The sequence below is a fragment of the Dactylosporangium siamense genome (assembly GCF_016862795.1).
Classification (GTDB): Bacteria; Actinomycetota; Actinomycetes; order Mycobacteriales; family Micromonosporaceae; genus Dactylosporangium; species Dactylosporangium siamense.
Map to the genome: position 1 here is coordinate 17,794 of NZ_BONQ01000110.1, position 12,812 is coordinate 30,605.

Below are 12,812 nucleotides of genomic sequence, written 5' to 3' on the forward strand. Positions count from 1 at the left end.
AGCGCAATGGGTGTTCAGCTATTCTTGCCGGGATGGACATCAAGGGCCGGCGCAAGCAGAACACCCGCGGGCAGGGAGACCTGCTCCGCGAGGAGATCCTGACGGCCGGCGTGCGCATGCTCGACGAGCTCGGCGACGATCAGGCGCTGTCGCTCCGCGCGGTCGCCCGCGCCGTCTCCGTCGCCGCGACCTCGGTCTACCTCTACTTTCCCGACCGGGACGCACTCGTGCTTGCCGCAACCCAACGCTGCCATGAGGAACTCGTCGCCATCGGCGACGCGGCCGAGGCCGCCCACGAGCACCACCCCGCCGCGCAACTACGGGCCCGCATCCTGGCCCAGGCCGAATGGGCGCAGACCCACCCCGGGCTCTACAAGGTGCTGCATGAAAGCGGCGTCCACCGCCGCCTGGGCATGCCGTTCAAGGAGGTCATGGTCGAGCGCACCCGCACTGCCGTGCAGCGGTGCATGGACGCCGGCGCCGCCCCGCACGACGACGCGCTCACCGTGACGATCGACCTGCGCACCGCCGTCAACGGCATGCTGGCTCAGCGCATCAACGAACCCGACCTGCCCTGGCCGCCCCTGGCCGACCAGCTCGACCGCTTCCTGACCAAACTGGTCGGCCTGCAACGCTGACGCGAAGGTGGCGACGTGGACGTGGACGTGCCGGTGCTGGCTACGGGACGCCGTTGTCGTGGTGGCGGCGGGCTTCGAGGCGCTGGTCGGGGGTCAGGTCGTCATCGCGCATCAGGCGCACGGCGGTGACGTGGTCGCCCACCGGGCAGCGCTGGACGCGCACCAGGCCGAGCCGGATCGCCTTGAACGACACCATCGGGATCCACGTCGTCATGAACAGGTGCCCGTCGCGGCACCGCACGATCACGTCCCTGCCGAACCGGTAGCCCTGCTGCCGCGACGTCCTTCGGACCCTGACGACCACGGCGCCCAGGATCACCAGGGCGAGCAGGTAGATCAGGAACTGCGTCAGGGGAGACACCCATCGACCATAACGCCGCCCGGCGTGGAACATGCAGGTTGCCGGGTGCACCCGCGACGCACTCGCCGGGCGTCCGTCCGCGCGGGCGGACCGTGACCTGCACGGAGTACAGGACTCCGAGTGCTGAGCACCTGGTTCAGGCCTCCCGTATGGCGCGGATTTTGCGGATTGTCGCACCCGTCGATGCGTACGTACATTCTGTTGACAGAGTCCTTACCGAACGTAATTCGGGGAGGGTCAGATGAAGATTGACGTCCGCATGGATCTGGTCGATGAGCAGCTCGAACAGGCGTGGCTGCTGTACTGCACCGCGTTCCGCCATCTCAACGCGCTCACCGTGCAGCGCCACCTGATGTACCGAACCGAGTTCGACGACGTGATGACCGACCGCCGGATCGAGAAGTGGCTCGCCTACTCGGACGACGGGGTCATGCTCGGGCTCGCCACCTACACCAACCAGCTCAGTGCCTGGCCGCTCATCTCGCCGGAGTACTTCGCCCGCCGCTGGCCCGCGCACTACGCCGGCAACCGCATCTGGTACTGCGGCTTCGTCGCCGTCCCCGGTCACGAGCACGGCGTGTTCGTCAAGCTCATCGAGGCGATGTACCGCCACGCCGAGGAGCACGAGGGCGTGATCTCGCTGGACATCTGCCGGCACAACATCGAGGCGTACCGGCTGGACCGGGCGATCGCCACGTGGCTGCGCCGGATCTCCGGTGGCAAGGTCCGCAGCGAGGCCGCCGACTCGCAGACCTTCATGACCTACGAGACCGCACCGGGCGCCTACGAGGCAGCACCGGGTCTGGAGAGCGCGGCGTAGCCGGCCAGCAGGATGTCGATGGCAGCAGTGAAGCGGGTGTCGAAGTCGAGGCCCGCGCGGGTGGTGATGACCTCGGTCAGGTTGGGGAACCGGGCCGGGTCCAGTTCGTCGGCGCGCTGGTCGAGGTCGGGTTCGGTGCCCTCGTGACCGGGGGTCTGGCCGACCTCGGCGAGGGTGTGCCCGATGGTGAACGTGGCGATCACGTTGATCACGTCCAGCGCCATGCCCAGCGGGAGGCCGGCGGCGCGCATCGCGGCCAGCCAGCGCTCCGACATCTGTAGCGCGTCGGGCGAGTTCACCGGGCGGGTCGCGGCCAGGGGCAGCACCCCGGGGTGGGCGCGCAGCGCCGCCCGGAGGCTGTGCGCGAACTGCCGCACCCACGGCACCCACGCATCGGGCGGCGGGTCCTGCAGGTCGGCGAACGCGAGCTGCATGACCCGGTCGACGAGCCCGTCCAGCAGGGCGCCCTTGTTCGGCACGTGCCGGTAGAGCGACATCGCCTCGACGCCCAGGTGCGTGCCGAGCTTGCGCATCGACAGTGCGGGCAGGCCGTAGGTGTCGAGGTACTCCAGCGCGCCGTCGAGGACGCGTTCGCGGCTCAGTCCCGCCTTGGCGCCGGCGCGGCGATCCGTCAACGCAACCCCCTTGACCATGCTTACGGCGTAAGCCACGATAGCAGCGGCAAGGATGCTTACAGCGTAAGCATTCGTCGGACCATCGTGGAGGACCCGTGCTCGCGCTCGCGTTGACCCTGCTCCTGGCCGCCGTGGCCTACTTCCTGCTCGTCACGCTCGTCGATCTGTTCCCGCTCAACAACGTGCGGGACGCCAAGCGCGAGGAGCAGCGCACCGAGGTGGCGATCAACGCGCCGATGATGACGCTGCCCGCGGTGCTGCTGGGGCTGGCGGCGGTGCTGTCCGCGCCGGTGCTCGGCTACGTCGCCGGTTCGCTGGAGCTGCTCTTCGCCGCCGGTGGCCTGGTGCTGTGGTGGATGCCCTACCTCATCGGTGTCGCCGCGCCGTGGGCGACCGCCGGCACCGGCACCACCTGGGCGGAGCTGCACGCCCGCACCTATGCGCAGACCCTGATCGTCCTGCCCCGCATCGGCGACCGGCCCCGGCCCAACGTCGAGCACATGATCCTGCACGGCCTGATGCTCGCCGGCGGCGTCTGCGCCGTCCTGGCGGCGGCGCGGCTGTGACCGCCGTAAACCACGTCGAGTAACGTCAGACAAATTGTACGGAAGATCTCCGGAGAGTGGCACGGAAAGCGTCAATTTTCGGCTTCAGAAAAGGATCTCGCATTGTCGTATTGAAAGGGTTGCCATCGGTGGCCGGCGGGTCTAGAACGGTAACCGGGAAAAGACCTCGGCCCGTGGGGGAGAATCCGGAATGGATGCCGGTTCGGTCCGTCGGCGACACGAAAGTCAGTTGCTGAGCCTGCCGGACGTCATCGGTGTCGGCATCGGTCGGGACGACGCGGGGGCGGAGGTCATCGACGTCTACGTGCAGCGTGCAGTGCCCAGGCGGGACCTGGACCTCGGCGCGACGATTCCCGACGCACTCGAGGGAGTGCCGGTCCGAGTCGTCCCCATTGGAGAGGTGACCGCCCAGGGTAATTGACGCGCGTCAGCACGCGCCCCGGAGGTGGCGGACACCATGACCCAGAATGAAATGATGCGCGGACCGGCCGGTGGGCGGCTCAGTGAGGCCGCTCGGGAACAGGCCCAGCAACAACTGCTCGACCCGCAGGGCCCGGCCGCGAACGTCATCGGTTTCGGGCTCGGCGTGAAATGGACGGACGGCCGGCCGACCGGTCAGCCGGCAATGCTGGTCTTCGTCACCAGCAAGATCCCGGAGGCGGGCCTCAGCCGCCGCGACGTCGTGCCCGGCCGGCTCGACGACGGGACCCTCACCGACGTCGTCGCCATCGGCCACGTCGCCGCCCAGCAACGCGTCCTGAGCCCGCCGGACATGGAGGTCTTCGTCCGCGTGCCGGACACCGTGCTGGAGCGGCGCCCGACCGAACTGCCGCCGGAGCGCCCCGCGCCGATGGAGGCCGAGCCGCAGCTGCTCGCCCGCCGGATGCGACCCTGCCCGGCCGGGTTCTCGATCGGCAACGTGGCCATCACCGCGGGCACCCTCGGCAGCGTCGTCTACGACTTCCTGCCCGGCGCGACCACCGACCCACCGGCCCCCGGCCTCGGCGCGCCGCCGCGCTACTACGTGCTGAGCAACAACCACGTGCTGGCGGCCAGCAACGCCGCACCGATCGGCAGCTCCATCGTGCAGCCGGGCCCGTTCGACGGCGGCGTCGACCCCCGGGACCGGGTGGCCACGCTCAGCCGCTTCATCCCGATCCAGTTCGCGCCGCAGGTGCCGCTGGACCGGCACAACAACGTCGTGGACGCCGCGATCGGACAGTGCGAGTTCTCCGACGCGACCCGCGAGGTGTACTTCAACGGGCCGCCGCGGGCCTGGCGGCGCAAGGCGAACGTGGCCGTCGGTGACCGGGTCCGCAAGGTCGGCCGCACGACCAACGCCACCTACGGCCGCATCATCAGCGTCGACGCGACCGTTGACGTCAACTACGGCTCGGCCGGCGTGGCCCGCTTCCACGACCAGATCATCACCACCGCCATGTCGGCCGGTGGGGACTCCGGGTCGCTGGTGACGAGCTACGACAACGTCGCGATCGGGCTGCTGTTCGCCGGCTCGTCGCAGGCCACCATCCTCAACCACATCGAGACCGTGCGGTCCCTGCTGCGCGTCGAGATCGCCGAACTGCTGGCCTGAGCCCGGACGGGAGGAACACCACCATGAGCACTGACGTCACCGAACACACCGACGTGCAGCGCACGTACTTCAACCCGAAGGGCACCCAGGTCGGGTCCCGCGAGGAGGCCTTCGCCGCGCCGGAGGCCGTCAGCACCAAGGTGAAGCTGACCCTGCACAACGCCGGCGTCAGCTTCCAGATCTCCGCCGAGATCAACCTGGGCACCTACCCGTTCGTGCTGACCGGCGGCCAGATCACCGCCGGCATCTGCGGCGCGCCGTGGACCATCACCGGCGGCGTCCTCGGCGACGACCTGCGCCTGGAAGCCCAGCGGGCGGGTGAGGGCTCCTGCGCCAACTCGATCATCGTCGTCGGCGAGTACGTGCAGCCCGGCGCCTACCGCGGCACGTACGGCTTCAACGGCACGAGCAGCGCGTTCCGGCACACGACCGTCTTCCAGGCCTGACTGTCCGCCGGGCCTGGCGCGCGCCTGGTCCCGGGGGCATGACCCCCGCCCCCGGGACCGGCACCGTCAGCTCGCGTAGGCCTTGACCTCCAGCAGCCCGACCGAGTTCGTGCCGTTGGACTGCAGCACGACCCGCAGCCGGGCGGTGCTGACCTGGGTGAAGGTGACCGTGATGTACGCGTTGGCGGTCACCGGGTACCCACTGGCGCCCGGCACGTCGGCATAGGCGCTGCCCGTCCAGTACTGCAGCCGCCAGCTCGACGGCAGGTCGATGCCCTGGTTGTCGTCGAACAGGTACACCTGCGCCCGCCGGACGGACACGGCCGCCGGCCAGGTCAGCTCGGCCCACTGCTGGCCGCTGTTGGGCCAGGTGCCCCACCGCGGGTGCACGGTGTCGTTCGACGACGACGGGTCGATCCCGTCGTTGATCGCCGCGACCGACTCCCAGGCCGAGGTGTAGGACGCCGACGCGACCGCCGACCGCGCGAGGTTGCTGTCGGGCTGGGGGTTGGAGCCCTTGATGAGGAACAGGTTGTCCGCGACGTTGTAGTACTGCGACAGGTACGACCCGGCCGGCGGGTTGGTGCTGTAGTAGTCGTCGTGGTTGCAGTCGAGCCGGTCGTCGTGGGACCGGTTCGTGCACACGGTCCGCACGACCACGTTGTCGCCGTCCTTGTAGCACATGACGTCCCACTCGTCGGTGCAGTGGCCGTACCCGGACGCGTTCGGCGCGTTGTTGTTGACGGCGCCGAGGGTGTGGCCGAGCTCGTGCGCGGCGACCCCGGCTGACCAGCAGCCGTTGTCGGCGCGGGCGTACTCGGGCCCGCTGTTGGACCGGTTCGCGTCGCTCTTGCGGGTGTCGCCGGCCAGGCCGCCGATGCCGCAGTACACATTGGCGTCGACGAACTGCAGATACTTGCGGTCCGTCCTGGTGTAGCCGGCGGCCTTGACGGCGTTGAGCAGCGGCGCCCAGTCGTTGGCGTTGAGCGCGGCGTCGGCGATCTGCACGTCGCGCACGACCGGCCGGCACGCGCCGCTGACGGTCTCGGTGACGTACCGGACGTGCCGCTCGCCGCCGGTCTCCTTGGCGCTCTCGTTGAAGATCGTGTCGACGCCCTCGGCGAGGGTCCGGAACGTCTCCAGGTACTGGGTGTATCGGCTGGTCGAGCCGTGGATGTACAAGACCTCGACCCGGCGGCCGCTGGTCCCGTCGCCCTCGCACACGGCCAGGGACTGGGCGGCGGGAGCCGCGGCGGCGAGCGCCGGCACGCCGGCCTTCACGGACAGCCCGGCGGGCGCCGCGTCGGGGCCGTGCGTGCACATGACCGGGCTGGTGCCCGTGACCTCCAGCAGGCCCGGTCCGCAGGGGCCGGCCGGGCGGCGCTGCAGCCCGGTGTAGATCAGACCCTTGGCGACATCGTCGGAGGGGAGATTGGCGGGGAGAGTCGTCCGGATGGTCCGGTCGCCGGCGAGTGCGGTGCCGGCGAAGGTGTTGAGGCCGAGGAGTCCGAGCGCTGCGGCGACCACGGCGGTGATCGCGACGGCGACCCGGGTGGTGCCGGGTCGGGCGGATCTGGGCATGGCGAAGCTCCCTTCGCGAGGATGAGGGATCGACGCGACGGCCCGGGGCGGCGGGCGCGCGTCACACTGACGAAAACCTTTTCGAACTGTCGCAGGGAAAATCGTCAGATGTCAATCATGTGACAACTTGTGCCAAGGACTTAAGCAGCGCCAAAGCGCTTCAGGCGCGGCCGAAAGGTTTTCGGTGGTGAAAGGTTCACCGGGCCCGGCGGATCCAGTCGACGGCCGCGGCGAGGGGGTCGGTGCCGCCGGACTCGTCGGGCTGCAGCGGCCCTCGGTGCACGGTGTGGTGGTGGTCGGCGAACCAGGAGGCCGTCACGGACAGCAGGGCGCCGTCGCGCAGCTGATACGTCTCGTTGGAGCTGGTCATGCCGGCCGTCTCGGACCCGAACGTGCGCACGTCCGGCCGCCCGCGGAACGCCACCGCGACGGCCTCGCCCGAGCTGCCGGTCTGCCCGTCGGTGAGCACCGCCACCGGCACGTCAGGGCGGTGCGGGCCGATGGTCCGGGCCGTGGTGCGGGCACCGAACCGCACCCGGCGGTTGTCGAGCAGCACCCGGCCGTCCCGCACCCGCCACTCCAGGTCGGGTCCGGCCGGTGGCACGAAGTAGCCGAGCACCCCGTCGGGCAACAACGACCCCGCCACGGAGAGCATCGGCCACATGTTGCCGCCCTGGTTGCCGCGCAGGTCCACGACCCATCCGTGCGGCCCGGCGGCGGTGAGGTCCCGCATCAGCCGGTGACCGGTGTCGCGGTACGTCCGGGCGCCGCCGCCACAGGAGGGCAGCCGGAGCCGGCCGATGCCGTCGACGACCTCGCCGCTGGGCATCGTGGCGCCACCCCATGCGCCGCTCGGCTTGGGCGGGCGCAGCCCGCTGTGCATCCCACCCGCCCGCTTCGCCACGGCCTTCAGGGTCTGATGGGTGTCGGCGTAGGCGACCGCGCCGGCACATGCGGCCACGGCCTCGGCGCGGACCTCGGGCCAGTCCACGGTGTCCCTGAACAACGCGCGGCGTTCGACGATCTCGAGTGCGTGCAACAGGTACCGCCGGGTCCGCCGCTGCCGCCAGTCGCCGGTGATCCCCACGGCGGCCCTACAGCGGGTTCCGGCCGATGAAGGCGAGGAGCTGGGTCTGTGCGTCGGCGCCGTCGGGCACCTCGACGCGGGGGCCGTAGTGGCCGCTGCCGCGCAGCACCTCGTCCATCGGCAGCATGCCGGCGAGCATGACCGCGCAGCGGTGCGGGTCCAGGCGCTCGTCCTGGCCGGTGGCGCGGGCCAGGTCCCACGTGTGCAGGAAGACGTCGGCGGTGTAGAACTGGCTGATCGCCGCGTCGAGCGGGAGCTCGCCGATGTGCGGGTTGCTGAGCACCCGGTCGCCGCAGCCGGGGTCGTCGAGGACCGCCTGCACGGCGTCGGTGTGCACCTGCCAGGCCTCGACCGGGTCCTCGCTGACCTTCGGTCCCTTCGGCAGCTCGATGCCGGTGCCGGCCTGCAGGAACCCCGTGAACCACTCGACCAGGTGGCCGACGACGTCCCGGGCCACCCAGCCCTCGCACGGCGCCGGCGCGTCCCAGCCACCGGCCGCGACACCGCGGACCCGGTCGGTGAACGTGCCGGCGATGCTGCGGTGCTCCTCCGCTGGCGTCATCCGGCCACCGTATCGCCTCGCACCGGCCGCCCGTGGCCCTTCCCGCGAACGGACGCCGTTTGATCAATGCCGGCCTGGGCACCATGCATCGTGATGGATGTCGCCGGAGCGCCGGCGACCGAGCGAAGGAGCTGTCATGCCCTGGGTCAGAGGACATTACGCCAGGCCGCCGCGCAACGGCCGGTCACCGCTCGGCGTCGGCGCGATCATCGGCATCGCGGTCGCCATCTTCGTCGTGATCTACCTCGTCACCCGCTGAGGCCTTCCACCGATGTCACCCGCTGAGGCCTTCAGCCGACATTACCCGCTGAGGCCTTCAGCCGATCTCGATGACCAGCGCCTGATCGTCGCGCAGCGCCGCGACCTGATCGCGCAGCAGGGTCAGCGTCTCCTCGACCGCGATGGGGGACTCCTCGAAGGAGCCCCCCATCGCGTCCAGGTAGTCGTCGAACGCCGCCTGATCGAACGTCGCGACGTCCAGCCGCGGCAGGTGCGCCTGGTGTTCGGCCGTGAGCACGAAGCGTAGGCCGTCCGCCGGGTCCGGCAGGACCTCGTCGTACCGTGACCGCGACACCGGCACGTCCTGCTCCTCCTCCAGGAACAGCAGCAGGTACAGCATGAAATACCCGGACCAGTGGAACGCGTCGCGCAGTTCCAGGTCGTCGGGTGCGTGACCGGACTCGGCCAGGGTGCGGACGTCCGGTTCGCGGAGCAGGTACAGCGAAGCGATCGACGACATCGACGTAGCGTATGCGCCTACCCGATCGCCGCCGCCACTGGCAAGAGATATGCCGCGTAACGGACAAAGGCGATCCGGCCGCGAGGCTGGCCCGTGCAATCGGGCATGACAGGCATATCGCAAATTTCCAGACTCGTCACCGCGGCCGCGATCGTCATCGCCGGCGGACTCGCACTACCGTCCACGGCCCGGGCGGAACCGCCGCCGAAGCACGTCTCCGGCAACACGACCATCCCGGTGTACTCCTACGCCGGTGCGGCCCGCGAGGTCGTCTGGGTGCGGAGCAGCGTGGACAGCGACGGCGACGGCGCTCTCGACCGCATCGCCGTGGACATCGTCCGGCCGGTCGACCCGACCCAGCCGGACCTCAAGGTCCCCGTGATCATCGAGGCGTCGCCGTACTACACGTGCACCAACGCCTGCGGGCGCGGCAACGAGCTGGAACGCAAGCTCTACGCGACGACGGACCCGGCCAGCCCGGTGAGCAGGATGCCGCTGTACTACGACAACTTCTTCGTGCCACGCGGCTACGCGTTCCTCGCCGTCGACCTGTCCGGCACCGGCCGGTCCAAGGGCTGCGCCGACATCGGCGGCCCCGGCGAGGTCCTCGGCGCGAAGGCGGTCGTGGACTGGCTCAACGGCAAGGCCAAGGCGTTCCGCGCCGACAACACCCCGGTCACCGCGCCCTGGACGAACGGCAAGGTCGGCATGATCGGCAAGTCCTGGGACGGTGCGATCGCCAACGCCGTCGCCGCGACCGGCGTCCCCGGCCTGCGCACCGTCGTGCCCATCTCGGCGGTGTCGAGCTGGTACGACTGGGAGCGCCTGAACGCGGGACTCGTCGCCGCCGTCAGCAGCATGGACGACCTGCACCTGAAGGTGACCGGCCGGCCGCCCGCGGCGTGCGCGGCGACCCGCACCACACTGCAGACCGCCGGCGCGGCCGTGGACCACAACGCGTTCTGGGGCCAGCGCGAGCCCGTCGCCCAGGCCGGCAACGTGCAGGCCAGCGTCTTCGCCGTACACGGGATGAACGACCTCAACGTGAAGTCCTCGAACTTCGGGCGCTGGTGGCAGCAGCTCGCCGCCCACGGCGTGCCGCGCAAGGTGTGGCTGTCGCAGGAAGGCCACGTGGACCCGTTCGACTTCCGCCGGGCGGCGTGGGTGCAGACCCTGCACCGGTGGTTCGACCAGTGGCTGCAGGACCTCGACACCGGCATCATGTCCGAACCGATGGGCAGCGTCGAACGCGGCGCCGACGTGTGGGCCGACAGTGCCGTCTGGCCGCCCACCGGCACGCACAACGTCGTCTGGTCGGTGCGGTCCGGCAACGGCGTCACCGGTGAGCTCACCACCGGCGCCCCACAGGGCGGCGAGGCCGCGGTGACCGACGTGGCGATCAGCGAGCCGAACGCCGCCGCGGCACCGGAGATCGGCAAGGCCGGGCGGCACGTGTTCCTCACCGCGCCGCTCGCCGCGGACCTGCACACCGCCGGCGCCGCCACCGTGGTGCTGCGCATCCGCTCCAGCGTGCCCAGCAGCGCGCTCACCGTCCGGCTCGTCGACTACGGCCCGCGGCAGCGGGTCAACTGGGAGCTCGGCAGCGGCATCACCACCCTGGCACCGGAGACCTGTTGGGGCGCACAGACCCCGGCCGACGACGCCTGCTACCACGAAACCACGAAGAACGTCATCGCCACAGACACGTCGGTCCTGAGCCGCGCCTGGCTCGACACGGCACACCGGAAGTCCCTCGCCGACCCGACGCCGATGCCCGCGGACACCTGGGAGACCGTGGTGCTGCGGCTGCACGACACCGACCAGGTGATCCCGGCCGGGCACCGGCTCGGCCTCGTCGTGAGCCTGACCGACAGCACGTACACGTGGAAGGCGGCGACCGGCGGGTCCGTGCAGATCGACCTGCACCGCTCGCTGCTGCGGCTGCCGACCGCGCCCGCCTGATCCGGCCGGTGGCGTCCGCGACAGTTCGCGGGCGCCACCGTGCGACGGCTCACGACACCTGAGTGGTCGGCCAGGCGATGTGGTCGATCGCGAGCCACGGCGCGACGGCCACGGCGGCCGGGGTGAGGCCGGCGAAGGCCTTGACGTCGCGGTGCAGGTGGGACTGGTCGACGTAGCCGCACCTGGCGGCGACGTCGGCGCCGGCGTGACCGGCCGCGAGCAGGTGCGCGGCCCGGTCGAAGCGCACCAGCCGGGCGGCGCGCTTGGGGCTGATGCCGAGCTGGGCGCCGAACCGCGACCACAGCCGCTTGCGGCTCCAGCCGACCTCGCCGGCCAGGTCCTCCACCCGCAGGCGACCCCGGCCGGCGAGCGTCCGCCGCCAGATGTGCGCGACCTCCGCGTCGACCGCCGGGCGGGTGCGCAGGCGCCGGGCGAGGACCTCCGCCGCGATGCCGAACCGTTCGTCCCACGACGCGGCGGTCCGGAGCCGGTCGGCGGTCCGCCCGGCGTCGCGACCCCAGACGTCGTCGAGGGACACCACCGCCCCGCTGAGCGCCGCCGGGGTGCCGAGGATCGCGGCCGCGACGGCCGGGTCCAGCCGGATCTGCAGGCATACGCCCGCACGGCCGCCGGCCCGCAGGTCGCCGGGGGCGAGCCCGACGACGATGCTGCCGTGCTGGCGGCGGCCGCGGACGTCGTAGACGAGCCCGCCCTCGTCGCTCAGGTCGACCAGGACGGTGACCGATGGGTGGGGGACCATCGCGATGTCGACGGGCCCGGCCCCGTGGGCCTCGAACCCGGCCATCCTGACCCCCGGCAGCCGGTCCGGCGGGCCGGGGACCGCGACGGCCATCCGCGACCAGTCCGGTGGTGTCCCGTTCGGCGGCACGGCATTCAGTTTAGCGGGTCGCCGCCGCCGTGAACTGCAGCAACAACTCGCTGGTCGCCTCGGGCGCCTCGAGCATGGGCAGGTGCCCGACGCCGGGCAGCAGGTCCACCCGGGCGTCGGGCAGCGCGGCGTAGCGCTGGGCCGAAGCCGGTTTCCAGCGTGGGTCGGCGGCACCGAAGACCACCAGCACCGGGACCCGGAGCGCGGCGAGCCGCTCCGGCACACCACGGGCGGTGATGTACTCGGCGTTGCGCCGCAGCACCGCCCGGAATGTCCGGTACCCGGTGCCGCGCAGGTCCGCGACCAGGTCGTCGGGGACGTCGATCGGGCGCACGGCCGTCGCGCTGAGTCCCTTGCGGATCATCGCGTCCGAGCGCCGCGCCCACAGCAGCGGGCCGAGGGGCGGGGACAGCAGGGCGCGCAGGATGAGCGGCTGCGGCAGCAGCGCGTCCATGCTCGGGCCGCAGCTGATCAGCGTGATCGACCGCACCAGGTCCGCGCGCTGCTCGGCGAGCGCGGTGGCCACGTAGCCGCCGCTGGAGTGCCCGGCCACGGCGACCCGCCGCAGGCCGAGCTCGTCCAGCAGCGCCGCCACCTGGCCGGCCTGAGCCGGCACGGCGTAGGACGGCGGGGGTGGGGACTGCCCGCAGCCCGGCAGGTCCACCACGATGACGTGATGCCGGGCGGCCAGCGCCGCGACCATCGGCCGCCACGTCGCGCCCGAGGCGCCCGACCCGTGGACAAGCAGGAGCGGTGGCGCGTCCCGCGACCCCTCGTGAACCACATGCAGCTCGCTCATGCCCGAAACGATGCCCGCGGCGCGGCTCGTGCGTCTTGGACAAATGTCAGGCGCGGAAACGGGCATCGGAGCAACGGCGTGAGCGGGGGAGTCGTTGGCCGGGCGTTCGGCGGGTGTTCGGGCGCCGCTCCCC

Annotated in this window: 16 protein-coding genes; 8 read left to right on the forward strand and 8 right to left on the reverse strand. The window is 71.3% G+C overall.

Annotation, left to right across the window (positions count from 1 at the left end; genetic code table 11):
* Nucleotides 1–32: 32 nt before the first annotated feature.
* Nucleotides 33–638: a TetR/AcrR family transcriptional regulator gene (locus Dsi01nite_RS34705; protein ID WP_203850577.1), complete on the forward strand. Its 606-nt coding sequence runs from the start codon at nucleotides 33–35 to the stop codon at nucleotides 636–638.
* Nucleotides 639–678: 40 nt separating this feature from the next.
* On the opposite strand, the gene Dsi01nite_RS34710 is transcribed toward Dsi01nite_RS34705, so the two are convergent.
* Nucleotides 679–999 carry a hypothetical protein gene (locus tag Dsi01nite_RS34710; protein ID WP_203850578.1) on the reverse strand — a complete coding sequence of 107 codons (321 nt, stop codon included), beginning with the start codon at nucleotides 997–999 and terminating at the stop codon, nucleotides 679–681.
* A gap of 241 nt (nucleotides 1,000–1,240) precedes the next feature.
* On the opposite strand from Dsi01nite_RS34710, the gene Dsi01nite_RS34715 reads away from it, so the two are divergent.
* Nucleotides 1,241–1,819: a hypothetical protein gene (locus Dsi01nite_RS34715; RefSeq protein ID WP_203850579.1), complete on the forward strand. Its 579-nt coding sequence runs from the start codon at nucleotides 1,241–1,243 to the stop codon at nucleotides 1,817–1,819.
* Here the strand turns inward: Dsi01nite_RS34715 and Dsi01nite_RS34720 are convergent.
* Complete coding sequence (locus Dsi01nite_RS34720; RefSeq protein WP_203850580.1) at nucleotides 1,783–2,472, reverse strand: TetR/AcrR family transcriptional regulator C-terminal domain-containing protein; 690 nt, start codon at nucleotides 2,470–2,472, stop codon at nucleotides 1,783–1,785. The two genes, Dsi01nite_RS34715 and Dsi01nite_RS34720, sit on opposite strands and share 37 nt — an antisense overlap.
* Nucleotides 2,473–2,549: 77 nt before the next feature.
* On the opposite strand from Dsi01nite_RS34720, the gene Dsi01nite_RS34725 reads away from it, so the two are divergent.
* The 4 genes from Dsi01nite_RS34725 (at nucleotide 2,550) to Dsi01nite_RS34740 (ending at nucleotide 5,060) form a co-directional block, all read left to right on the forward strand.
* The gene (locus tag Dsi01nite_RS34725; protein ID WP_203850581.1) at nucleotides 2,550–3,020 is read left to right on the forward strand and encodes a hypothetical protein; all 471 of its coding nucleotides are present in this window, start codon (nucleotides 2,550–2,552) and stop codon (nucleotides 3,018–3,020) included.
* A 190-nt stretch (nucleotides 3,021–3,210) separates the two neighbouring features.
* Entirely contained in the window at nucleotides 3,211–3,441 is a 231-nt protein-coding gene (locus Dsi01nite_RS34730) for a hypothetical protein (protein ID WP_203850582.1), read from the forward strand.
* A gap of 36 nt (nucleotides 3,442–3,477) precedes the next feature.
* A complete protein-coding gene (locus tag Dsi01nite_RS34735; RefSeq protein WP_203850583.1) occupies nucleotides 3,478–4,614 on the forward strand; it encodes a chymotrypsin family serine protease in 1,137 nt (378 codons plus the stop codon).
* A gap of 23 nt (nucleotides 4,615–4,637) precedes the next feature.
* The gene (locus Dsi01nite_RS34740) at nucleotides 4,638–5,060 is read left to right on the forward strand and encodes a hypothetical protein (protein ID WP_203850584.1); all 423 of its coding nucleotides are present in this window, start codon (nucleotides 4,638–4,640) and stop codon (nucleotides 5,058–5,060) included.
* 66 nt (nucleotides 5,061–5,126) lie between these two features.
* Here Dsi01nite_RS34740 and Dsi01nite_RS34745 read toward each other — a convergent pair whose 3' ends face one another.
* The 3 genes from Dsi01nite_RS34745 to Dsi01nite_RS34755 form a co-directional block, all read right to left on the reverse strand.
* Nucleotides 5,127–6,641, reverse strand: coding sequence for a DUF7402 domain-containing protein (locus tag Dsi01nite_RS34745; RefSeq protein ID WP_203850585.1), 1,515 nt, complete (start codon nucleotides 6,639–6,641; stop codon nucleotides 5,127–5,129).
* A gap of 196 nt (nucleotides 6,642–6,837) precedes the next feature.
* Nucleotides 6,838–7,728 (reverse strand): S41 family peptidase, encoded by an 891-nt coding sequence (locus tag Dsi01nite_RS34750; RefSeq protein WP_203850586.1) that lies wholly within the window; start codon nucleotides 7,726–7,728, stop codon nucleotides 6,838–6,840.
* A 7-nt stretch (nucleotides 7,729–7,735) separates the two neighbouring features.
* Nucleotides 7,736–8,290 (reverse strand): TIGR03086 family metal-binding protein, encoded by a 555-nt coding sequence (locus Dsi01nite_RS34755; RefSeq protein WP_203850587.1) that lies wholly within the window; start codon nucleotides 8,288–8,290, stop codon nucleotides 7,736–7,738.
* Nucleotides 8,291–8,426: 136 nt separating this feature from the next.
* Between Dsi01nite_RS34755 and Dsi01nite_RS58450 the strand changes: the two genes are divergently transcribed.
* Entirely contained in the window at nucleotides 8,427–8,549 is a 123-nt protein-coding gene (locus tag Dsi01nite_RS58450) for a hypothetical protein (RefSeq protein ID WP_275423436.1), read from the forward strand.
* A 57-nt stretch (nucleotides 8,550–8,606) separates the two neighbouring features.
* On the opposite strand, the gene Dsi01nite_RS34760 is transcribed toward Dsi01nite_RS58450, so the two are convergent.
* Nucleotides 8,607–9,029: a hypothetical protein gene (locus Dsi01nite_RS34760; protein WP_203850588.1), complete on the reverse strand. Its 423-nt coding sequence runs from the start codon at nucleotides 9,027–9,029 to the stop codon at nucleotides 8,607–8,609.
* A gap of 105 nt (nucleotides 9,030–9,134) precedes the next feature.
* On the opposite strand from Dsi01nite_RS34760, the gene Dsi01nite_RS34765 reads away from it, so the two are divergent.
* Nucleotides 9,135–10,991 carry a CocE/NonD family hydrolase gene (locus tag Dsi01nite_RS34765; RefSeq protein ID WP_203850589.1) on the forward strand — a complete coding sequence of 619 codons (1,857 nt, stop codon included), beginning with the start codon at nucleotides 9,135–9,137 and terminating at the stop codon, nucleotides 10,989–10,991.
* Between the two features lie 49 nt (nucleotides 10,992–11,040).
* Here Dsi01nite_RS34765 and Dsi01nite_RS34770 read toward each other — a convergent pair whose 3' ends face one another.
* Nucleotides 11,041–11,880, reverse strand: coding sequence for a helix-turn-helix domain-containing protein (locus tag Dsi01nite_RS34770; RefSeq protein WP_239136391.1), 840 nt, complete (start codon nucleotides 11,878–11,880; stop codon nucleotides 11,041–11,043).
* A 10-nt stretch (nucleotides 11,881–11,890) separates the two neighbouring features.
* Complete coding sequence (locus Dsi01nite_RS34775; RefSeq protein WP_239136392.1) at nucleotides 11,891–12,679, reverse strand: alpha/beta fold hydrolase; 789 nt, start codon at nucleotides 12,677–12,679, stop codon at nucleotides 11,891–11,893.
* Nucleotides 12,680–12,812 lie beyond the last annotated feature (133 nt).

Bases quoted from the DNA above. Each gene is read 5' to 3' on its own strand.
- Dsi01nite_RS34705 (WP_203850577.1), top strand. From the start codon at position 33: ATGGACATCAAGGGCCGGCGCAAGCAGAACACCCGCGGGCAGGGAGAC.
- Dsi01nite_RS34715 (WP_203850579.1), top strand. From the start codon at position 1,241: ATGAAGATTGACGTCCGCATGGATCTGGTCGATGAGCAGCTCGAACAG.
- Dsi01nite_RS34720 (WP_203850580.1), bottom strand. From the start codon at position 2,472: ATGGTCAAGGGGGTTGCGTTGACGGATCGCCGCGCCGGCGCCAAGGCG.
- Dsi01nite_RS34730 (WP_203850582.1), top strand. From the start codon at position 3,211: ATGGATGCCGGTTCGGTCCGTCGGCGACACGAAAGTCAGTTGCTGAGC.
- Dsi01nite_RS34735 (WP_203850583.1), top strand. From the start codon at position 3,478: ATGACCCAGAATGAAATGATGCGCGGACCGGCCGGTGGGCGGCTCAGT.
- Dsi01nite_RS34740 (WP_203850584.1), top strand. From the start codon at position 4,638: ATGAGCACTGACGTCACCGAACACACCGACGTGCAGCGCACGTACTTC.
- Dsi01nite_RS34745 (WP_203850585.1), bottom strand. From the start codon at position 6,641: ATGCCCAGATCCGCCCGACCCGGCACCACCCGGGTCGCCGTCGCGATC.
- Dsi01nite_RS34755 (WP_203850587.1), bottom strand. From the start codon at position 8,290: ATGACGCCAGCGGAGGAGCACCGCAGCATCGCCGGCACGTTCACCGAC.
- Dsi01nite_RS58450 (WP_275423436.1), top strand. From the start codon at position 8,427: ATGCCCTGGGTCAGAGGACATTACGCCAGGCCGCCGCGCAACGGCCGG.
- Dsi01nite_RS34760 (WP_203850588.1), bottom strand. From the start codon at position 9,029: ATGTCGTCGATCGCTTCGCTGTACCTGCTCCGCGAACCGGACGTCCGC.
- Dsi01nite_RS34765 (WP_203850589.1), top strand. From the start codon at position 9,135: ATGACAGGCATATCGCAAATTTCCAGACTCGTCACCGCGGCCGCGATC.
- Dsi01nite_RS34775 (WP_239136392.1), bottom strand. From the start codon at position 12,679: ATGAGCGAGCTGCATGTGGTTCACGAGGGGTCGCGGGACGCGCCACCG.